At 66.7% G+C, this 20,187-nt stretch carries 17 protein-coding genes and 1 pseudogene; 10 read left to right on the plus strand and 8 right to left on the minus strand.

Features of this window, described 5'->3' with window-relative positions; genetic code table 11:
* The first annotated feature begins 200 nt into the window (after positions 1-200).
* The 6 genes and pseudogenes from LMQ14_RS13985 (at position 201) to LMQ14_RS14010 (ending at position 5,215) form a co-directional block, all read left to right on the plus strand.
* Positions 201-800 (plus strand): TetR/AcrR family transcriptional regulator, encoded by a 600-nt coding sequence (locus tag LMQ14_RS13985; protein ID WP_267735280.1) that lies wholly within the window; start codon positions 201-203, stop codon positions 798-800.
* A gap of 38 nt (positions 801-838) precedes the next feature.
* On the plus strand, positions 839-2,512 hold the full coding sequence (locus LMQ14_RS13990) for an acyl-CoA synthetase (protein WP_267735281.1): 1,674 nt from the start codon (positions 839-841) through the stop codon (positions 2,510-2,512).
* A gap of 109 nt (positions 2,513-2,621) precedes the next feature.
* The gene (locus tag LMQ14_RS13995) at positions 2,622-3,290 is read left to right on the plus strand and encodes a TetR/AcrR family transcriptional regulator (RefSeq protein ID WP_267735282.1); all 669 of its coding nucleotides are present in this window, start codon (positions 2,622-2,624) and stop codon (positions 3,288-3,290) included.
* Between the two features lie 32 nt (positions 3,291-3,322).
* Positions 3,323-3,796 (plus strand): hypothetical protein, encoded by a 474-nt coding sequence (locus tag LMQ14_RS14000; RefSeq protein ID WP_267735283.1) that lies wholly within the window; start codon positions 3,323-3,325, stop codon positions 3,794-3,796.
* A gap of 154 nt (positions 3,797-3,950) precedes the next feature.
* Positions 3,951-4,568: pseudogene (locus LMQ14_RS14005) on the plus strand (cutinase family protein); the annotation flags it as partial.
* Between the two features lie 215 nt (positions 4,569-4,783).
* Positions 4,784-5,215, plus strand: a complete 432-nt coding sequence (locus tag LMQ14_RS14010) for a nuclear transport factor 2 family protein (protein WP_267735284.1) — start codon at positions 4,784-4,786, stop codon at positions 5,213-5,215.
* A gap of 37 nt (positions 5,216-5,252) precedes the next feature.
* On the opposite strand, the gene LMQ14_RS14015 is transcribed toward LMQ14_RS14010, so the two are convergent.
* From LMQ14_RS14015 to LMQ14_RS14030, 4 genes are all read right to left on the minus strand, one after another.
* The gene (locus LMQ14_RS14015) at positions 5,253-5,630 is read right to left on the minus strand and encodes a DUF5073 family protein (RefSeq protein WP_267735285.1); all 378 of its coding nucleotides are present in this window, start codon (positions 5,628-5,630) and stop codon (positions 5,253-5,255) included.
* Positions 5,630-6,415: a heavy metal-binding domain-containing protein gene (locus LMQ14_RS14020; RefSeq protein ID WP_267735286.1), complete on the minus strand. Its 786-nt coding sequence runs from the start codon at positions 6,413-6,415 to the stop codon at positions 5,630-5,632. Before LMQ14_RS14020 ends, LMQ14_RS14015 begins: the two co-directional genes overlap by 1 nt.
* A 142-nt stretch (positions 6,416-6,557) precedes the next feature.
* On the minus strand, positions 6,558-7,961 hold the full coding sequence (locus LMQ14_RS14025; protein WP_267735287.1) for a WS/DGAT/MGAT family O-acyltransferase: 1,404 nt from the start codon (positions 7,959-7,961) through the stop codon (positions 6,558-6,560).
* A 129-nt stretch (positions 7,962-8,090) separates the two neighbouring features.
* Positions 8,091-9,545 carry an FAD-dependent oxidoreductase gene (locus LMQ14_RS14030; RefSeq protein ID WP_267735288.1) on the minus strand — a complete coding sequence of 485 codons (1,455 nt, stop codon included), beginning with the start codon at positions 9,543-9,545 and terminating at the stop codon, positions 8,091-8,093.
* Between the two features lie 106 nt (positions 9,546-9,651).
* Between LMQ14_RS14030 and LMQ14_RS14035 the strand changes: the two genes are divergently transcribed.
* From LMQ14_RS14035 to LMQ14_RS14045, 3 genes are all read left to right on the plus strand, one after another.
* Positions 9,652-12,423 carry a helix-turn-helix transcriptional regulator gene (locus tag LMQ14_RS14035; RefSeq protein ID WP_267735289.1) on the plus strand — a complete coding sequence of 924 codons (2,772 nt, stop codon included), beginning with the start codon at positions 9,652-9,654 and terminating at the stop codon, positions 12,421-12,423.
* 146 nt (positions 12,424-12,569) lie between these two features.
* Complete coding sequence (locus LMQ14_RS14040; protein ID WP_267735507.1) at positions 12,570-13,268, plus strand: ABC transporter ATP-binding protein; 699 nt, start codon at positions 12,570-12,572, stop codon at positions 13,266-13,268.
* Complete coding sequence (locus tag LMQ14_RS14045; protein WP_267735290.1) at positions 13,265-15,805, plus strand: FtsX-like permease family protein; 2,541 nt, start codon at positions 13,265-13,267, stop codon at positions 15,803-15,805. Before LMQ14_RS14040 ends, LMQ14_RS14045 begins: the two co-directional genes overlap by 4 nt.
* A gap of 3 nt (positions 15,806-15,808) precedes the next feature.
* Here LMQ14_RS14045 and LMQ14_RS14050 read toward each other — a convergent pair whose 3' ends face one another.
* The 3 genes from LMQ14_RS14050 to LMQ14_RS14060 form a co-directional block, all read right to left on the minus strand.
* Positions 15,809-16,432, minus strand: a complete 624-nt coding sequence (locus LMQ14_RS14050) for a class I SAM-dependent methyltransferase (protein WP_420714686.1) — start codon at positions 16,430-16,432, stop codon at positions 15,809-15,811.
* Positions 16,429-16,998 (minus strand): DUF4389 domain-containing protein, encoded by a 570-nt coding sequence (locus tag LMQ14_RS14055; RefSeq protein ID WP_267735508.1) that lies wholly within the window; start codon positions 16,996-16,998, stop codon positions 16,429-16,431. The genes LMQ14_RS14050 and LMQ14_RS14055 overlap by 4 nt, the downstream gene beginning before the upstream one ends.
* A gap of 65 nt (positions 16,999-17,063) precedes the next feature.
* The gene (locus LMQ14_RS14060; RefSeq protein WP_267735292.1) at positions 17,064-18,224 is read right to left on the minus strand and encodes an FAD-dependent oxidoreductase; all 1,161 of its coding nucleotides are present in this window, start codon (positions 18,222-18,224) and stop codon (positions 17,064-17,066) included.
* Between the two features lie 138 nt (positions 18,225-18,362).
* Here LMQ14_RS14060 and LMQ14_RS14065 point away from each other — a divergent pair, with 138 nt between their 5' ends.
* On the plus strand, positions 18,363-19,223 hold the full coding sequence (locus tag LMQ14_RS14065) for an antibiotic biosynthesis monooxygenase (protein WP_267735293.1): 861 nt from the start codon (positions 18,363-18,365) through the stop codon (positions 19,221-19,223).
* On the opposite strand, the gene LMQ14_RS14070 is transcribed toward LMQ14_RS14065, so the two are convergent.
* A complete protein-coding gene (locus LMQ14_RS14070) occupies positions 19,220-20,101 on the minus strand; it encodes an SDR family NAD(P)-dependent oxidoreductase (protein ID WP_267735294.1) in 882 nt (293 codons plus the stop codon). The genes LMQ14_RS14065 and LMQ14_RS14070 overlap by 4 nt on opposite strands.
* Positions 20,102-20,187 lie beyond the last annotated feature (86 nt).

Below are 20,187 nucleotides of genomic sequence, written 5' to 3' on the forward strand. Positions count from 1 at the left end.
AGCGGTCACCTTACGACTCGCCCGGCACCAGAATCCAACACCCACAAGTTCTGGACAGCTGTCCGCATTTGACGCGGCGGGCCGCGTTTGCCCGTCCACCAGGCCGGGCGAGAGAGATGTCGTTGCTGCTGTACCGCGCCGTTTAGCGGCGATGGGGCGCCGTTGTTGGCCGCGGGCATTCGGTTTCCTACACTGGACGAGTGTCTAGAGAAGTGGCTCCCGCTGCCAGGACGGTGGACGGTGCCACGGGTGCCCGCCGCTCGGATCGTCGGCCAGGGCAAACGATCCGCAAGGTCCTCGACGCCGGGCTGGCGGAACTGCGCGCATCGTCCTTCGCCAACCTGACGATGCGAGCCGTTGCCGCCCGTGCCGGGGTATCCCCGGCCAGCGCATACACCTACTTCCCGTCGAAAAGCGCGCTGGTGGCCGCCGTCTACCTGCGTTTTCTGCGCGAGCTGCCGCTGCACACAGATGTCAACGACACCACCAAGACCCGGGTGAGCGCGACGCTGCGGGACATGGCGGTGGCCGTGGCCGACGAACCCGAGTTGAGCGCTGCCTGCGGAGCGGCGTTGATGGCCGACGATCCCGCCGTACAGCCGCTGCGCGAACAGATCGGCGAAGAAGTGTCCAAGCGGATCGCCGCCGCGCTGGGCCCGGGCTGGCCGCGCGCCGTGAAATCCACCCTGCAGATGACCTTCGCCGGTGCGCTGATGACAGCGCGGTTTGTCGACTACGAGGAGATCGCCGGGCAACTCGACGAAGCGGTCAACCTCATCTTGGGAGCTTCGGTTGCCTAACCCCGCCGGGTCTCGCCGGCGAAACTTTGAGGAGAGCTATGGGTGAAAACGGATTCAACCTGTCGACCGTGTTTTCCACTCTGGCACAGGCGCTGCCCAAGCAACGCGTGCTGTTTTGGCGCGGCAGGGAATGGTCCTACGCCGAAATGGACGCGCGCGTGGACGGCGTCGCCCACTACTTGGCATCGCTGGGACTGGGATGTCACACCGAACGGGATCGCCTGCAGGGCCACGAATCCGGCCAGGATCACATCGGGCTGTACCTGCGCAACGGCAACCACTACCTGGAGGCGATGATCGGGGCCTACCGATCGCGAATCGCACCGTTCAACGTGAACTACCGCTACGTCGATGCCGAACTCGTCTATCTGCTCGCCAACGCGCAAGCCCGGGCCCTGGTCTACAACGCCGAGTTCGCACCTCGCGTCGCATCGATCCGCGATCAACTCCCCCACCTGGAATTCCTGATCCAGGTGGCCGACGATTCCGGTCAGCCGCTGCTGCCCGGCGCGGTGGACTACGAATCGATCGTCGAAACCCCTTCCCCGCCCAGCGGAATGCCCACTCCCAGCGGGGACGACCTGTACATGCTCTACACCGGCGGCACCACCGGAATGCCCAAGGGCGTGCTGTGGCGGCAGAACGATGTGTTCGTATCCTCAATGGGAGGACGGCCTTTCGGCTCCGATGAGGCGATGAAGTCCTACGACGAACTGGCCGAGCGCGCGTCCGCGGCGCCCGGTTTCGCATCCGTGCTGCTGATCCCGCCGCTGATGCACGGCGCCGCGCAGTGGGGCGCGTTCCAGATCATGACGATGGGCGGCTGGGTCACGTTCCCCGACGACGTGCACAGCATTCGGGCCGACGAGATTCTGCGACTGGTCGAACGCGAACGGGTGATGAGCATCCCGGTCGTCGGCGACGCGATCGCGCGCCCGCTGATCGACGAGATCGAACGCGGTGACTACGACCTATCGGGGCTGATCAATATCAGCAATGGCGGGGCCGCATTGACCCCCAGTGTGCGCAAGCGCTTTCTCACGGCGCTGCCGAACCTGCTGGTGATCGATAGCGCCGGGGCCTCCGAAACGGGCCTGCAGATGAGCGCCCTGCCGACGCAGTCGGAGCCCACCGCGGTGGCCACGTTCACCCCGGGGTCCGAGACCGGGGTTTTGGCAACAGATTTCAGTCGTGAGATAGGGCCGGGCGGCGGCGAGGGATGGCTGGCGCGGCGCAACATGATCCCGCTCGGCTACCTCGGCGACGCGGAGAAGACAGCACGCACCTTCCCCGTCGTCGACGGGGTGCGCTGGTCGATTCCCGGCGACCGGGCCCGGTTCCTCGCCGACGGGCGCATCGAGCTGCTCGGGCGCGACGCCGTGACGATCAACTCCGGCGGCGAAAAGATCTTCGCGGAGGAAGTGGAGGCCGCGATGGCCGAGCACCCCGGTATCTACGACGTCGTCGTCACCGGCCGGCCGTCGGAGCGCTGGGGCAACGAGGTCGTCGCGATCGTTCAACTCGTCGAGGGCCAAGATCCCTCCGACGCGGACCTGCTGGAGACGTGCCAGCAACACCTCGCGCGATACAAGCTGCCGAAGGCCATCGTCCGCACGGCCAAAGTCCAGCGCTCGCCGGCCGGTAAGGCCGACTATCGGTGGGCCAAGCAGGTCGCCGCCGAGAGCCTGCCCACCACAACAGGATCCGGCTAGACCAGCGTCGGGTCCGGCTCGCCGGCCCGCAACCGCCAACGATCATCTAGCTGCGACGATATGATCTAGCGGTGATGATGACCGACGACACGTTTGCCGCCCGTTAACGATGCGCAGTCACGGTTGGGCAGGGAATACCCCCGCTTCCGATGAGGAGGCGATCGAGCGGATCCTGGATGCGGCGGACAAGATCATCGACGAGCGCGGTTCGGCCATGCGGATCGCCGACGTCGCCCGCGCGCTGGGCGTGACCCGCCAGACCGTGTACCGGTATTTCCCCGGAACCCAGGCATTACTGGTCGCAAGTGCGATGCGGTCGGCCGACGGCTTCCTCGATCATCTGGCGGCCCACCTCAAAGGCATCACCGACCCTGTCCAGGCGGTGACCGAGAGTTTCGCCTTCGCGGTGGAACAGCTGGCCTCCGACAACCAGCTCGAGGTGGTGCTCAACCGGCGCCACCGCGGCGGGCAGACGATCTCCATCGTGTCCGACACCGCGCTGGCCTTCGGGCGATCGATGCTGCACCGCTTCGATATCGATTGGGAGCAGCACGGTTTCGACGACGCGGGCCTGGACGAGTTGAACGAATTCACCCTTCGGTTGCTGCACTCGTTCCTGGCCGACCCGGGCCGGCCCCCGCGCAGCGGCACGGATCTTCGTCGCTACCTGATCCGGTGGATCGGACCGGCGATTGCCTATCCGCAACTCGAGCAGGCAATGGACCCGCTGCGGACTCCCGAACCCCGAGTCCGGCGGCGGCCGTCGGCGGCGTCCTGATTCGCAGGCCAGCTGCCCAAGGAGGAGTAGACATGGTCGGACTGGGACAGATCGCACTGGACGGTGCACCGGTTTTCGGTGCGGCCATGCTCGCGGTTGCGGCCGTGCAATTCCGAGGGCCCGATTATCGGAAAATGATCCAGCAGGACATGGAACTGCTCGATCGCCTGCCACCCGAGTCCACCGAAAGGCGCGATGCGCTGCAGAACTCGATCGATGCCCGCATCGACGACCTGGTCGACTCCGCGAACCGCAGCCGCGCCTGGCGCCGGGCCGCGATGTCGTACCAGGGCAACTGGCGCGATGTGGTGGTGTTGCTCTGTGCGGTGCTCTTCACGATCGTCTGGTGGGACGTCGACCACAGCCGAGGCAACTGGCTGCCGATGGCCATCCTGCTGGTCATGCTGTGCGTCGTGGCCGCCGCCTACGCATTCCGCGGCGTGCTCCGCGCAACCAGTGCGTTTGTACACAAGCGGCGCGCCGGTGAGGCGGAAGCACCAAAGTAGCTGCGCCACAACAGTTTACCGATCAGCTGCCGGCAAGGCCGACACGCCTGGCGACACGAAAACGCATAACAGGCGCTCGTGGTGAAAATGTGACAAAATTCAACGCGTGAAGGCGCACGCCCTCCCCGTTTTATTTTGTGCCGCTACAACGTCCATGTGGGCGCTGCTGATCGCCCCTATTCATTCCGTGTCCGCAGAACCGTGCCCCGACGTCGAGGTCGTGTTCGCCCGAGGCACCGACGAGGCGCCGGGAGTGGGCTTCATCGGTGACGATTTTGTCGAGGCGCTACGGGCGCGCCTTGGCGCGAAGTCGCTCACCGTGTACCCGGTCGATTACCCGGCGACCATGAGCTTTCCCAGGGCCGTCGACGGCATCAGCGACGCTGGCGCTCACATTCAACAGACAGCGGCGGCCTGCCCCAAAACCCAAATGGTGCTGGGCGGATACTCTCAGGGCGCGGCCGTGATGGGCTTCGTCACCGCCAACCAGGTGCCCGACGGCGCCCGCGTTGGGCAGGACCTGCAGCCGATGCCCGCGGAGGTCGCCAACCACGTTGCCGCGGTCGCGCTGTTCGGAAAGCCGGCGACGCAGTTCATGAGCATGATCAATCAGCCGCCGGTCACCATCGGCCCGCTGTACGCGCCCAAGGCCATCGAGATGTGTGTCCCTAACGATCCCATCTGTGCCGGCTCGGGCGACTTCTCCGCCCATCGGCTCTACCAGCAGGTCGGGATGATCGATCAGGCAGCAGATTTCGCGACGAATCGCATCGCCGAGGCAACTCCCCCGACACCGACGCCGGCACCGGGACCGACACACGGATCGACACCGACGCCGGTACCGGTGCATTCGACTGCACCCTCGGCCACGCCGTCACCCACGCCCGCGCCGGTGGCATCACACCATCCCGGACCTCCCCCGGGACCTGCCGCGTAAGCCGTCGGGTGACAGATCGGCAGGCGCCACCGGCCGACAGCGTCGGGTCCGTGGCGTTTGACGCCGCCGATCGGTTGGCGATCATCAACCTGTTCGGCGCCTACGCCCACACCTACGACGAGAACCGGCTGGACGAATTCCGTGCGTTGTTCACCGAGGCGCCACAATTCGGCCTGCTGCATGAAGGCACCGAGATTTCGCAGGACGTCGACACCGTCATGAGTCTGCTCGCGGTCAGGAAAGCGAAATTCAAGGCCGAGAACAACCAACGTCGCCATGCGCTGAATTCGCTGTGGTTTTCCAGGCAAAGCGCGAACGAAGCGAGCGGACGCTGCTATGTCCAGGTGTTCGCCATCAAAGACGGCGGGCCGCCCGCTGTCGACCTCACCGGGAGCTACGAATTCACCGCGGTCAAGCAGGACGGTGTGTGGCGGTTCAGTCGGTGGATCGTGTCGATGGACCAGGTGCAACTAGCCGAGTGAATTTGCCGCGAAACGCTTTGGTCTGCAGAGCAATTCACTAATAGCGGGGTGCTGCCTCGAGAACCTCGACGGCCGCGTCGATGTTGGGAATGATCGTCGGGCCGTAATGGCTCACCAGCTGTCCGAGTGCGCGAGCGATATGCGGACCGACGATGCCGGCGGCCAGGACCTCCTCGGCCAAGACGATGCCATTGACGATGTGGCCGGCGCGCAGGCGCCCGTCGGCGGTGAGTTCGTAACGCCAGTCGCCGATTTGGACCCGCTCGGGCGCGGACCGGAAAAAGCCCCGCCGCGCCGGGGTCAGAATGACGCCGGGCACACCGCAGAACACCCTGATCACTTGTCCGACTCCGCCGGGACCGGCCAGGGCTGCACCGATCGCGTGGCTGGCCCGCTCATGGTCGTACGTCGTCATCAATCACTCATCGGAAGCACGAACGACGGTGTGATGGTTTGCGGTTCGCCGGTGCGGCGCACGGCGGTGCCGGCCACGTAGAACTCGACGGTGTGATGTCCCCAGGCGTAGTTCGAGATGGCGAAATGCACACCGACGACGCCGGTTGCACCGTCTCGCTCGGCCTCGCTCTGCATGCGCGACATGGCCAGCTCCCTGGCCTGATAGCTGCCCTGTGTCCACTGCGGCATCTCGGCGTTGCGCCCCACCTGGCTCAGTGTCTTCAGAAAGCCTTGGACGGCAATGTGAAACACGCAGTTGCCCATCACGAATGCGACCGGCGCGAACCCAGAACGCAGCAGCGTGGTCAGATCCTGGCCGGACAGGTGGCTGCTGAATGCCTGCCCGTTGGGCCGTCGGAACGCTCCGGGCTTCTCGACGTATCGCACCGCGGTTCCCACCGCGATGAATTCCAGATGCTCACCCTCACCTTGGTGGCGCCAATCGAGCCGGACACCGACCACTCCGTCGGCGCCCAGCGAATCGGCCTCGGCTTGCATCCGCGACATCGCGTTCCAGCGCGCCCGGTAGGTCGCGTCGGTCAGCACGGGCAGCTCCGACTGCTGCCGGATCCCGGTGAACTGGTAGCCCACGTGATAGACCGAAACACCCATCACGAGTTCCATCGGCTCGAATCCGGCGCCATGCAGCAGTGCGAATTCATTGATCGAAAGATCAGAGGTGAATAGCTTTCCGGCGTGCGACAGACGTTCGCTGGCGACGGGGTCGAGCTGGTTCGGTTGCATTGTCAAATACCCTCCTGCGGTTCGCAGTCAGCGTAGGCCGCAGTGCCTTCGAACACACGCATATCGTGCGACATTGTCGACCGAACGGGATGCGCGGTGTCGCCGCCGACCGGTGGCCGCCGTGGACCACGCGCTGCTGCGGTCACGCCTCCGGCGGGTAGCTGTCGTCGGATGGAATGTCGTCGCACTCAAGGAGTTCCTTGAGCGCGTCGGGGAACGCATCGGCCATATCCCACAGGTCGGGCAGCAGATCGGGGCAGCCGACCAGGCCGATCCCGAGTTCGCCGTTGAGCGACATCACCGTGATGTTGAGTCCGGCGTCGCCGATGATCGGTCCGAGGGGGTACATCGCGTCGACACGGCAGCCCAGGAAATACAACTGATCGCGCGGGCCCGGCACATTCGACAGGATCAGGTTGTACGCGCTGCGGTTGATCGGAATCCGCGGCAGCAGCCGCATCGCCGCGCCGAACATCGTCGGGCCGCCGAACTGCGTCCAGTCGTGCAGCAGGGTGGGACCCAGAGCCGCGGTGTGTTCTTTGGCGGCCCTGTTTCCCGCGGCGATAGTGCGGATGCGTTCGGCGGGTTCGCTGATTTGGCTTTCCACCCGGCAGAACATCCAGGTGGTCTGGTTGCGCCCGGGACGGTCGGACTTGCCGTGCACCGACACCGGCACGGTGGCCACCAACGGGTTGTCGGGCAGCTCTCCGCGCTCCAGCAGGAAGCGCCGCAACACCCCCGCGCACAACGCCACCACCACGTCGTTGACGGTCACCCCGAAGCGGTCCTTGACGCGCTTGACGTCGCGCATATCCAGCTGGGTGTAGGCGATGTTGCGGTAGCGCGTCACCGAGCCGTTGAACGGGGACGGCGGGGCCGAGAACGGCGCGGCCATCGTGCGGCCCTCGCGCGCCCGCAGCACCGTCTGCGCCAGCGTCAGGATCGTCGCGGGCACCACGGTCGCCAGCCGCAGCGGCCGGCGGGCAAATCCCATCAGCCCGCTCGCCGCGATGTACAAGGGATTGCCGCTGCCCGCGCCGCCGACCGCCTTCGGCGCCGGCGCGTCCGGCACCAGGCTGCACAGGTGGGCCAGCAGGTTGGCCCCCGCGACCCCGTCGACGAGCGCATGGTGAACCTTGAGCATCATCACGACGGCATCACTGTTGGCGCCGCCCTGCAGGACCCACATCTCCCAGAGCGGTCGATCCCGGTCGAGCGGCAGCCCGGCGATGTACCCACAGATCTCGGCCACCTCGCGGCGCCCCCCGGGCGCCGGCACGCCGACATGCTGCACATGGCGTTCCAACTGGAAATTCTCGTCGTCCACCCACACCGGGTGGTCCACGTTCAGCTGGTTGTCGGCGAGCTTCACCCGGAATTCCGGCACCGCCGCAACGCTTTTCGCGAGCGCGGCCCGGAACGCGCCGTAGCTGTAGCCCCCCGGCACCGTTGACGTGTCCAACTCCAGCAGGCAGCACACATTCAACGGTTGTGTCGGCGTCTCCAAGTAGAGAAAAAACGCGTCAAGCCCACTCAGTCGTTCCATAGCCGCCTGCTCGACTAGTGACTTTGTAAAACCCCCCGAACCCCTAGGAGTCTAGGTAGCTGACCAGTGGTCGGCTACACCACGAGTGGGCGCACTCGGTTAAATTTTGAAGACATACCGCCCCGGTATTCAGCTCGAAGTGCAGGCGATCGAGGCCTGCAGACCGCACCAGCGATCAAGTACCGCCGATACCTGCGTTGCGTCGGGTGTGCCACGCGTGGCCCACGCGATATAGCCGTCGGGCCGGATCAGCATCGCTGCCGGGAGTTTGGGGTCCACGTGGACCACATGATCGACGCCCGGCCGGTCCAGCCCCGGGATTTGCGCGGAGGTGACCAGCACGAATCGTCCCGATCGCAGCACTTCGTAGAGCCGGGTGCCGCCGCAGTCGACGTCGGGCATCCGTCGCCCCACGAGCCGGTTGTCTGCCCTGCGCCGCGGATAGGCGATGCCGATACCGCTGAGGCGTTCGGCCAGCCTTCGCCGGCCATAGGAGAAGTGGGTGAGGGCGCGCATGGCCAGTCGTTGCAGCACTCGGCGTGCCGCGGACTGGCCCAGCACCAGCTGATTGAGGGTGTCCGTCAGCGCCAGCACGCTGGCGCCGACGGGATGCCGCTCGGATTCGTAGCTGTCCAGCAGCCAATCCGACGCCGACCCGCGCACCGCGGCGGCGAGCTTCCAGCCGAGATTCATCGCGTCGCCGATACCGGTGTTCATGCCCTGGCCGCCGATCGGCGAGTGGATGTGGGCCGCGTCGCCGGCCAGGAACACCCGGCCCACCCGATAGTGTTCGGCCTGTCGTCGTTCGCTGAGAAACCTTGAGCTCCAACGCATCTCGCTCAGTCCATAGTCGTCGCCGGCGATCCGGTCGAACGCATCGCGAATCTCGGTCATCGTGACGGGTTCGGTCAGCGGTGCCTGTTCGCGCTGCCGATCCCAGGCCGTCACCCGATACCAGCCGTCGCCGAACGGGATGACCAGAACCAAGCCCTGGTTGTTGGTCCTGGCGAAGAGTCTGTCGTCCGGCGGCCGGGTCAGCTGCACATCCGCCAGCAGGATGTGGGTCTGGTACTGCTTGCCCGCGAACGGGACACCAAGCGCCCGGCGGACGGCGCTGTGGGCGCCGTCGCAGCCGACCACGTACCCCGCCCGCACACTGTCGTCGTTCGCCAGGCCGATGACGACCCCGTCCCGGTCTTGCCGGAGTTCGACGACTTCGGCACCGCGGACAAATGTGACGCCGAGCTGCTCGGCGCGCGCGGTCAGCAGCTGTTCGGTTCCGCTTTGCGCGACGATGAGCAGCGTCGGGTAGCGCGTCCGGAGGTCTTTGGCCAGCGAGAGCGTCACTCCGGGCGCGGGTGCGACGGCGGAGACCTGGAACCCGCGCGAGAACTCGTCGTCGGCAAGTCCGCGGGCATCGAGCAGCTCCAGGGTGCGCGCGTGCACGGCGAATGCCCGGGTGATGTTCGGCAGGTCGGTTCGCTTTTCGAACACCTCCACCCGGATTCCGCGCATGGCGAGTTCGCACGCCAGCATCAGACCGGTGGGACCTGCGCCGATCACGGCGACTTCGATAGTGCGCATCGCAGACTCCTTCGTTCGAGGTGCCCCCAGCGTCGCGCCGATCGGCGCGCGTCGAATCCGTGAAGCCACCAGTCCGATCGCCGGTAGCCGCCCTACGATCGATGCTGTGCTGCACGGCCGTGAGCGGGAATGCGCGCAGGTCGACGAACTGCTGGCCGCCGCGCGCGAGCGACGCAGCCAAGCGCTGGTGGTGCGCGGCGAAGCCGGTGTCGGCAAGTCGGCACTGCTGGACTACGCCGCCCGGCGGGCCTCCGACCTGCAGGTGCTGCGCACGTCCGGCATCCAGACCGAATCGCAACTGCCGTTCGCCGCGGTGCACAACCTGTTGCTGCCCGTGTTGGACCGCTGCGACGCGATCCCGGAACGGCAGCAAGCCGCGTTGCGCAGCGCCTTCGGTCTGGGCGCGGCGATCGCCGACGACCGGTTCTTGATCTCGCTCGCCGTGCTGAGCATCCTGGCCGAGACCGCGGAGACGGCTCCGGTGCTCTGCCTCGTCGACGACGCGCAGTGGCTGGACGGCCCATCGGCCGACGCGTTGACGTTCGCCGCGCGCCGGATCAAGGCCGAGGGCATCGTCGTCCTCTGCGCAGCCCGCGACGATGCGACGACGCCTTTTGCCGCGCAAGGCTTGCCGGAACTGCGGCTGAGCGGACTCGATCCGGCGGCGGCCGGCACGCTGTTGGCCGAACAGACCGGCGTTGCGGTCGCGGCACCGGTTCGCGACCGGCTGGCGGCCGACACCTTGGGTAACCCGTTGGCGCTGGCCGAACTGGCCAGATCGCTGTCCGCCGAGCAAATTGCCGGGCGTGCTCGGCTGCCAGACCAATTGCCGGTCAGCACCGACCTCGAACGGTTGTATCTCGACCGGGCGGCCGAACTGCCCGCGGATACCCAGACGATGCTGCTCGTGGTCGCGGCGCACGACAACGGCCAACTCGGCGGGATCTTGCGTGCCGCGCGGGAGCTGGACGTCGATGAGGGCGCTCTCGATGCGGCGGAGACATCGGGGTTGTTGCGCGTCGACTCGGCGATCGTCTCGTTCGTCCACCCGCTAGCCCGCTCGGCGATCTACCGCGGCGCAACCTCGCGGCGTCGCCAGGAGGTCGAACGGGTGCTGGCCTCCGTCCTCGATGACGCCACCGACGCCGACCGTAAGGCTTGGCACCTGGCGAATGCGGCGGCCGGACCCGACGAGGACGTGGCAAGCGCGGTGCACGGCGCCGCCGAACGAGCGCGCACGCGTGGCGGGCATGCCACCGCGGCGACGGCATTCGAACGGGCGGCCGCACTCACCGCGGCGCCCGACCTACGCGCCACTCGGTTGACGGATGCCGCCGATTCCGCGTGGTTGGCGGGTCAGCCCGACCGGGCCCGGGCACTCCTCGACCAGGCGGGCTCCCTGGCGTCGGCGGCAACGCTGCGCGCCCGTGTCGAGCATCTGCGCGGAACAATCGAGGGGAATTGCGGCGCCCCGTCGGCCGCGTACGCGATTCTCGTCGGTGGTGCGGAGCCGGTGATGTCCGAGGACCCAGTCCGCGCAATCCAAATGCTCAGTGAAGCCGGCCAGCTCGCATGGGCGGGCGGCGATCTGGCGCGCATGACCGAGGTGAGCGGGCGGCTCGCGAGCCTCGCCGAGGAACGTCCCGACAAGAACGCGGCCAACTTCGTTGGCGCACATGTACTTACCGGCCTTTCGGGATTGCTGCGCGGCGATACCAGCACCACCGCGGCGAGGTTGCGCGACGCAGCCGATCTGGCCGGCGCCACTAAGGAGCCGCGCGCGCTGATGGGGGCGGCGGCCGGCGCGATGTTTCTTGGCGATGACGCGCGCGCCATCGATCTGTTCTGCACCGCGGTGGCGCTGACCCGCGGAGCGGCCGGGGCGGCGAACCTGCCGCTGCTGCTCGCGCCCCTGGCCATGGTGGAAACCCTGACCAGCCGCTACCCCGCCGCGATCGCGGACGCTACCGAGGGGCTACGGCTGGCCGAGGAGACCAGCCAACGCAACCCGGCCGCGCATCTGCGCGGCATCCTGGCCATTGTCGCCGCCGTGCAGGGCCGCGAACAGGAATGCCGTGATCACGCGGGTGCGGCACTGACCCAGGCGATCGGTCAACGCCTCGGGCCGCATGCGGCGATCGCGTCGTGGGCACTCGCGGTGCTCGACCTCGGCGCTGGTCGTCCCGCCGAAGCATTCGAGCGACTGGAGGCGTCGGCCAGCGCCGCGCCGGGTGAGGGCAATCAGATGGTAATGCTGTTGGCCACCGCCGATCTGGTGGAGGCAGCCACCCGCACCCAGCACCGGGCGGCCGCCGCGGCGGCCACCGACCGGCTGCAGGCGTGGGCCACCGACACCGGCGCGCCGTGGGCCCGTCCGTTGGTAGCCCGCTGCCACGGGTTGCTGGCCACCGACGACGACCAGGATCGGCACTTCGCCGAGGCGCTGCGGCTGCACGCCCCGGCCGGTCGTCCTTTCGACATGGCTCGCACCCAGTTGCTGTACGGAGAGAGCTTGCGGCGCCGCCGACGTCGGGCCGACGCGCGCAAGTTTCTGCGCGCCGCACACGAGACGTTCGAGCGGCTCGGCGCGGCGCCGTGGGCCGAGCACACCGGTGCCGAATTGCTCGCCACGGGTGAGACCGCGCGCAAGCGCGACGTCAGCACCGCCGACCAGCTGACTCCGCAGGAGTTGCAGATCGCCCGATTCGTCAGCGAGGGCGAGACGAACCGGAGCATCGCCACGCTGATGTTCCTCAGTCCTCGCACCGTCGACTATCACGTGAGCAAGATCTTCACCAAGCTCGGTCTGTCGTCACGTGCCGAGCTGATGCGGATGTTCTTGCGCGACGACACCTTCGCGCGCCGAGACCCTGGATGAACCGATCACGGTTCGGTCTCGTTAACCGGGTACCAGCGCCTTGGGCGCCGTGCGGGTAGCGGCAGACACGCGCTGACCACGCGCGGACCCGCAGGAGGATCATGTTCAGAAGAGTCGACACCTCCGATGGCCCCAAGCACAAACTGCTGACCATCGAACTGCGTGATGTGGTGCGCGAATACCAGATTGGCGGACAAACGGTCCGCGCACTCGACGAGATCAGCCTGCGGCTCGAGGGCGGGCAGTTCGTCTCGATGGTCGGGCCTTCCGGTGCCGGCAAGAGCACGTTGCTGCATTTGCTCGGCGCGCTGGACTCCCCCGATTCCGGGTCGATCGAGTTCGACGGCGACGAAATCGGCCGGCTCAATGACCAACAGCAGTCGCAGTTTCGCCATCACCGCGTCGGGTTCATCTTCCAGTTTTTCAACCTGCTACCGACGCTGTCCGCTTGGGAGAACGTCGCGGTACCCAAGCTGCTCGACGGCGTGCGGCTCGGTAAAGCCAAACCGGATGCGATTGCGTTGCTGGAGCGGGTGGGTCTCGGACACCGGACCCAGCACCGTCCGGCGGAACTCTCGGGTGGTCAGATGCAGCGGGTCGCGGTGGCGCGGGCGTTGATGATGGATCCACCGCTGATCCTCGCCGACGAACCCACCGGAAACCTCGACTCCACCACGGGCGCTTCGATATTGACGCTGCTCGGCGACGTCGCGCACGAAGCCGGCCGCGGCCGCCTGGTGGTGATGGTGACCCACAACCCCGAAGCCGCGGAGGCAACCGACCGGGTGATTATGCTGCAGGACGGGCGGGTCGTCTCCAACGAACGATCGGCGGTCCTGGTGTGAAACCGGGTTCCGCGCTCAGCGCCGCCGCAAGCCGGCTCCGGGTGTTCAGCTTGCGTGAGCTCGCCGTGCACCGGCGGCGCACGGTCGCGTCGATCGCGGTAATGGCCGTCTCCGCAATGTATTTGGTTGCGGTATTCGGTATCTTCGGGTCGATCACCGGATCGGTCAATCGCCTCAGCGATGGGATCGCCGGCATCGCCTCGCTGGAGGTCTCCGGGATCACCGACGCAGGATTTCCCGACGCGATCGCCGCCGATGTTGCCGCGGTTCCCGGAGTGGCGACCGCGGCGCCCATGATCCGGACGCCGGTGTCCACCTCGTCCGGGCCGGTGCTGCTGTTCGGCGCCGACGATCGCCTCGCGGCGTTGGGTGGTGTCCTGAAGGACGCGTTGAAGAACGGTGCACCAGATCAGTTGAAAAACGGTGCGCCAGATCAACTGACGAATCCACCCGGGCCCGCGAACGGGGTTCGGGTGGGTCCGGGAGTCGGTCGTGCCAAAGGAGAGACGTTCCAGCTTGGCTCGAGTTCGGTCACGGTGACTGAGGTGCTCGCCGGCAAGGATGTTGCGGCGCTCAACGGCGGACACTACGTCCTCGCGCCACTTGCGCTGGCGCAGAACATCACCGGTCGTCAGGGTCAGCTCGACTCGATCCTGATCACGCTCAAGCCCGGTGTGGATCTGGGCCAGGTCCGCACCGCCGTCAGTGCGGCGGTCAACGGCCGCGCCATCGTCGCTGACCCGAGTATGAGGGCTACCCGGGCCGGCGACGGTGTCAAGCTGATGAACTACATGGCCCTGATGGGCGCGATGGTGGCGCTGATGGTCGGCGCCTTCTTGATCTACACCACGATGACCATGGCGATCACCCAGCGCCGGCCCGTCATCTCGCTGCTGCGCGCGATCGGCGGCCGGCGCACCGTCATCGTTCGCGACATGCTGGCGGAAGCGGCAATCCTCGGGGTGATCGGCGGCGTGATCGGATCGGCCATCGGAATCCTGATGGGCCGCCTCGCGATTGGCCAATTGCCACCGGCCATGACACAAGGCCTGGAAGCCCGCATCGAATACTGGCTACCCAGCTACGCGATACCTGTCGCGGTCGTCACGACCGCGCTCACCAGCGTGGTCGCTTCGGCGATGGCCGCACGGCAGGTGTACAAGGTCGCCCCCATCGAGGCGTTGGCACCCGTCGGGGTATCGGCTGCCGACCGCGTGCCGCGCTGGCTGCGAGTCGTCTGCGGCGTTGGGGCGGTAGTGATCTTCGCGGTGTCGATCGCGATCGTCATCACCCAGCGCGGCGTGTTGGCGTTCATCGCGATGTCGGCCGTCTTCTCCGCGGAGGTCGCACTTGGTTTCGCACTCACGATGCCGATCGTCGGCGCCGCGGCCGCAACCGCGCGAATATTCGGCACCGTCGGCGCCCTTGCCGCGGCGACCATCGAACGCGCGCCGCGCCGGGTGTGGGCGACGGTCATGACGGTGGTCATCGCGGTCATCACGACCGTCACGATTACCGGCACGAACAACGACATGATCCGATCCGCGCGTGGCATCTTCGCATCGGTGGTGGATACCCCGGTGTGGGTGAGCGCGAATCCGCCGGATACCTATCCCACTGATGCTCTGCCGCAAGGACTTTCCGACAAGCTGGCCGCCGTGCCGGGCGTCGCGCATGTCACCGAGGGTGCGTTCGGGTTCGCCGAGGTCGGGGGCACGAGGGTGATGCTCGACGGGTTCTCCGCCGGGACCGCCGATCCGCTGTTCCGGGCACTCGACCCACGGGTGCGCGACGACGTGCTGGCCGGTCGCGGGGTCGTACTCTCGCAGAATCTGGGCAAGACCCTGCACGTTCGGGTCGGCGACCCACTCCGCATGCAAACGCCGCACGGCGTGCAGCAGGCGACGGTGCTGGCCCTGGTGCCCTATTTCTCGACGGTCATCGGCACCCTCGGTTTGAGTCTGGATCAGATGCGGACGTGGTTCGACCGCCCGTCGGCGACCACCCTGCAGATCGCCGCGGCCCCGGGCGTGGATTCGCGTCGGCTATTGACCGATATCCGTGCGGCCGTGCCCGCCCCGAACTACGCCTACGACGGCAACGCCGAGCTGGCGGGGCTCGAAGCGCCGATGCATCAGAGCATGTTCATCGCCAACGCCGTCTGGATAATCGTCGTGCTGGTGGCCGCGGTCGCGCTGCTCAACACGTTGACGCTCTCCGTGCTGGAACGGCGCCGCGAACTCGGGGTGCTGCGCGCGATGGGATCCAGCCGCCGGTTCACCCTGCGGATGGTGCTGGCCGAGGCGGCCGGAATCGGTGTTGTGGGCGGTGTTTTGGGACTGGTGTTGGGGTGCGCCGACCAGTGGCTGTTCAGCCTCGTCAGCGGCGACATGATGAATTTCCACGTCACCTTCCACCCCAGCTGGATGGCGTTTGCCTTTACCCTCGGCGCTCTGGCGATCAGCCTGCTCGGTTCGGTACCGCCGGCCCGCCGCGCGGCCCGGCTCAACATCATCGAAGCGGTCGGTGTCGAGTAAGAACTACTCCACGAGCGTGGCGAAGCCCTGCAGATGGGGTTTGCACGGAAACGGCACCGGGGTGCGCGGGATGCGGCGAAGTCCGGCGGTATCGAATCCGGCGGCCGCAATCGAGTCGACTGTTCGCCGGTTCGGTTCACATCCCGCGGCCAGCCAGGACCATGGCTTGGCGACCAGATCCTGCAACCGGCCCGTCGCGCCCTCGCCGCGCACGTGCTCGAGGACGACCAGCCGGCCGCCCGGCACCAGGACCCGCCGGATCTCCGTCAGCGTCGCGGTGACATCGCCGACCGAGCACAACACCAACCCGATATGAACCGAGTCGAAACTGTTGTCGCCGAACGGTATTGACTCGCCGGTCCCTTCGACGATATCGGCGGTGATTCCGTGGCGAAGCGCCAGATGAGACGCCATCTGCCGGAACGCGGCCACCGGCTCGACCGCGGAGATCGACGTCACCGCCGACGGGATGAACTTCAGGTCGGTTCCCGGTCCCAGACCCACCAGCAGCAGCCGGCCGGTCGCGTGCGCAATCGCGTCTCGGCGATACCGGTTGTAGAAGAGGCGATCGAAAACCGGCTGGCCGAACCGATATATGTAGGGAAACAACGGATTACCGGGCGTTATCGGCTACCTAGGTCCATTCGAAAAGGCGGGTACTCGTCACGCATCAACGATACATACACCGCGACCCGGTAGCGCCATCGCACAATGCCCATCAGCAGATCGAACATGCCCTGCGGGATCGTTCCGGTGCACAACAACCCCACCGCGGCCATCACACAGAGCACCTGCAGCACCGGCTCCAGCGCCCAGCACAGGAGTATCTGCGGGGCCCCCAAAAGCCACGTCTTCACCAGGACGGCCCAATTCGTCAGGTGCTCGGGATATTCGACGTCGAGCTCGCCCGGATAGTCGGGCCGGGCCGCCAGCGTAAAGGGTGGGTATTTGTCAGTGCTGTTCATCGGAAATCGGTAGTTCATGACCCGCCAGGACCAGCGCAGCACGCCGACATTGAAGTTGAAGATCGGGCGTGGATACCGCCCGGTGAACAGGATCGCGACACCTGCCACGACCGTCAGGATTGGATACACCAGGTAAAGGAGAATCAGGATGGGATAGTGCGGCACGGCCAGCACACACCACTTCACGAGCCAGAGCCAGCGCGAAGGGGAATCGAAATCACCACGCACGCGGACGGTCTCGACCGGCGCGCGGGCCGATTCGATCCCGACGACACGGGGTTCGGTCACGGTGATCACCTCCTGATCGGAGTCGCTTCCGCCAGATCGCGATCGACCTTCGCCGCGATCCGCGGGTGGCTGGTCATCCGCACGAAATGGGTCAATATCGAGGTGTGCAAGCGATCCGACATCAATGCCGCCGGCCGCAACACGGACTCGCGATGCGAGACCTGCAGCGACGCCACCCGGGACACCGCGCTCACTTGACGTCGCCGGGTCTTCTCGTATGAGCGCAGCGCACGGGAAAGCTCGGCCCGGCTGCTGCCGCCGTCCAGACCCGAAATCGTCTTGCACAACACCATGGTGTCGAGCAGGGCCTGATTCGTTCCCTGCGCGAAAGTGGGCGGCATCGTGTGGGCGGCGTCGCCGAGCAGGGTCACCGGCCCAGCACTCAACGGCTCGGATACCGGATGCCGGAAATGCGGGTAGGGCGACTGCGCCAAATCGGCGTCGGTCAGTTTCCCGAGCACCAGGTCAACCGAATCAGACCAGCCGGCGAAGGTGGATCGGATCGCCTCGATCGGGCGATGTGGCCGAATGAAATCGTGCGACCACGGCAAGTCGAACCACCACTGCACGCATCCGCCGCCGGCCGGCCAGACGCCGGTGTTTCCGGTAGCACCGATGACGAGGTGAGCGGTCTCCCGGTCGATCAGCTCGGGAAGGCTGACGAGCCCCTGCCAGCTGCACCAGCCTGTCGGTTCGGCGGGTGGCGCGCCGACCACGTCCCGGATCACCGAATGCAGACCGTCGGCACCGATCAATAGGTCGCCTTCGGCCACACTGCCGTCCTCGAACCCGACCGCTACGCAATCCGGCATCGTGATGACCTGGGCGGCGCGCGCGTTGCATCGGACGCGACCGGTCGGAAAGTCCGCCAGCAGCCGTTCCAGCAGCACCCGGCGGGGAACCATCCGAACGGCCGCGCCCAGTTGTTTGACCATCGCGTCCACGTCCAGCGTGGCGATCCGGTGTCCCCTCGACGTCAGCAGGCGCACGCTCGACAGCGGTTGACCCGCCCCGTCCATGTCGACGCCCAGCTGCCGCAGTACCACCCCGCCGTTGGACCAGATGGTCACCGCGCCGCCACCTGCCCGCGTATCGGCGCGCTGGTCGAAGACGGCGACCTCGTGTCCGTTCCGCAGCAATCCGCGGGCGACAGAAATACCGCTCACTCCCGCGCCGATCACCAGGACCCGAAGTGGTCGCCCCGACCGCGCCTTCGAGGATGGTAAACAGCTGATATGACTGCTGGTGCTAGCGCGATCACGCTGTTCCATCCGCCCTCTGATCCTGCGCGATTCGGCCAGTGGGTGGTCGGCTATCTTGCTTCGGCTCGTCACTCTCCTGGACACGTAGGTGCGCGCGAATCGGTTCAAGGGAGCAGGCCGCTCGATTGGGCGGTCGAAGTCACTTTCCGCGATTCCGATCTGCTCGACGCTTGGCTGGACAGCAATGAGCGTCAAGCCGTTCTGCGCGAAGGCGAAACGCAGGGCTGGTGGCGGTGCGCAACCGAACTGATCCTCATGCAGGGTGAATCGCCGGCCGCCAACGTCGGGGTATTCCTGCACAGCGTGACACCAGGCAAAGAAGTTGAATTCATCGAAACCCAAAGCGAACTCACACGCAGCATCGTCGCATTTCCCGGATACGAAGGCACGGCGGTCTTTCCGGCTGATTCGTCCGGACAACAGTGGATGTCGGTGCTTCGATTCCGTCGCGCGGATGAGCTGACGAACTGGATGCGCTCGCGAGAACGGCAGGAAGCGCTGCCCCGCCTGCGCGGCGGATTGACCGGCGACTTCGCCGAATTGGCACGCAGCGCACCGTTCGGGTCCACGATTCGAATTGCGGACGGACAGACCAGGATCACGCCGGCATGGAAGACGGCGATGCTGGTGCTGCTCTGCCTCTACCCCTCCGTGATGCTGCTGTCGAAGTCGCTCTCGCCCGCGCTGGGCAACCTTGGGGTCAGCCAGTCGGTGTCCGTATTCGCCGGCAACGTCGTCAGCATCGTTGCGCTGCAATGGGTCTTGGTCCCGGCCGTTTCACGGCCCTTCCGGCGCTGGCTCGACCCAATCGATGGGGCGTCCACCCGGATCAGCGTGGCCGGTGCGGCGACGATAGCGGTCGCCTACGCCGCGCTCCTCACGCTTTTCCAGCTCGTGGGCTAGCCGCGCGCGCCAATCATCTTGTGCAGGTCTTCGATCCCCCACGGCTCGGCGTCATGGTGGTCGCGATACCCCAGCAGGGACGGCGTGGGCCGATCGAAGCGGCCGACGAATCCGCCTGCGGCAACCAGGATCTGGCCCGTCACATCACGCGCCAGATCGCTTGCGAGATAGGCGTAGAGCGGGGCCACAAACGCGGGCGGAGCACTATCCAGCGAGGCTTGCATGGTCACGTCGTCCAGCAATCCACGGCGGTGCAAATCCGCGATGTGCTTTTCGTACTCGGCTCCGGTGGACAGTCGCGTCCGCGCGCCGGGGCACACCACGTTGGCCCGCACGCCTTTGGCTTTCAGCTCCGCGGCGATGGCCACCGTCAAGCCGTTGACCGCACCCTTGCCCGCGGGGTAGCCGGTACCGCCGTAATCGCCGAGAAAGGCCACCGAGCTGGTGTTGACGATCGTCCCGTGTCCCTGCGCGACCATCGCGCGCGCCGCGACCCGGCAGGTGTGAAACACCGTGCCGACGTGGGCGTCGATCAACCGATGGAACTCGTCGGGCGTGATGTCCAGGATCGAAGATCCGGGCGGCTCGGCAATCCCGGCGCAGTTGATCAGGATGTCGAATCGCCCGAACGCGTCGCGGCAGGTGTCGACCAGCGCCACGGCGACGGCCTCGTCGTCCGCGGCTCCGACCACCGCGGTGGCTCGCCCGCCGGATGCCGTGACCGCCGCGACGGTTTCCGCCACGGCATCGGCGTCACGACCGTTGACGACGACGCCGACGCCCAGTTCGCCCAGTAGTTCGACGACCGCGCGGCCAATGCCACGGCTACCCCCGGAAACCACCGCAGCGCGCCGGGCCAGCTGGCCCTGGTCGCTCATCGGCACCGCCCGCCTGCAGCGTCTTCCCGATGATGCTGGCAGGCGCGCTCCGCGGCGCTGGTCACCGACATTTGCCGAAGAGTACG

The sequence above is a fragment of the Mycobacterium sp. Aquia_213 genome (genome assembly GCF_026625985.1).
GTDB lineage: Bacteria > Actinomycetota > Actinomycetes > Mycobacteriales > Mycobacteriaceae > Mycobacterium.

Coding starts and splice junctions, on each gene's coding strand:
- LMQ14_RS14070 (WP_267735294.1), bottom strand. CDS start 20,101: ATGAGCGACCAGGGCCAGCTGGCCCGGCGCGCTGCGGTGGTTTCCGGG.
- LMQ14_RS14015 (WP_267735285.1), bottom strand. CDS start 5,630: ATGACGACGTACGACCATGAGCGGGCCAGCCACGCGATCGGTGCAGCC.
- LMQ14_RS13995 (WP_267735282.1), top strand. CDS start 2,622: ATGCGCAGTCACGGTTGGGCAGGGAATACCCCCGCTTCCGATGAGGAG.
- LMQ14_RS14020 (WP_267735286.1), bottom strand. CDS start 6,415: ATGCAACCGAACCAGCTCGACCCCGTCGCCAGCGAACGTCTGTCGCAC.
- LMQ14_RS14030 (WP_267735288.1), bottom strand. CDS start 9,545: ATGCGCACTATCGAAGTCGCCGTGATCGGCGCAGGTCCCACCGGTCTG.
- LMQ14_RS14000 (WP_267735283.1), top strand. CDS start 3,323: ATGGTCGGACTGGGACAGATCGCACTGGACGGTGCACCGGTTTTCGGT.
- LMQ14_RS13990 (WP_267735281.1), top strand. CDS start 839: ATGGGTGAAAACGGATTCAACCTGTCGACCGTGTTTTCCACTCTGGCA.
- LMQ14_RS14025 (WP_267735287.1), bottom strand. CDS start 7,961: ATGGAACGACTGAGTGGGCTTGACGCGTTTTTTCTCTACTTGGAGACG.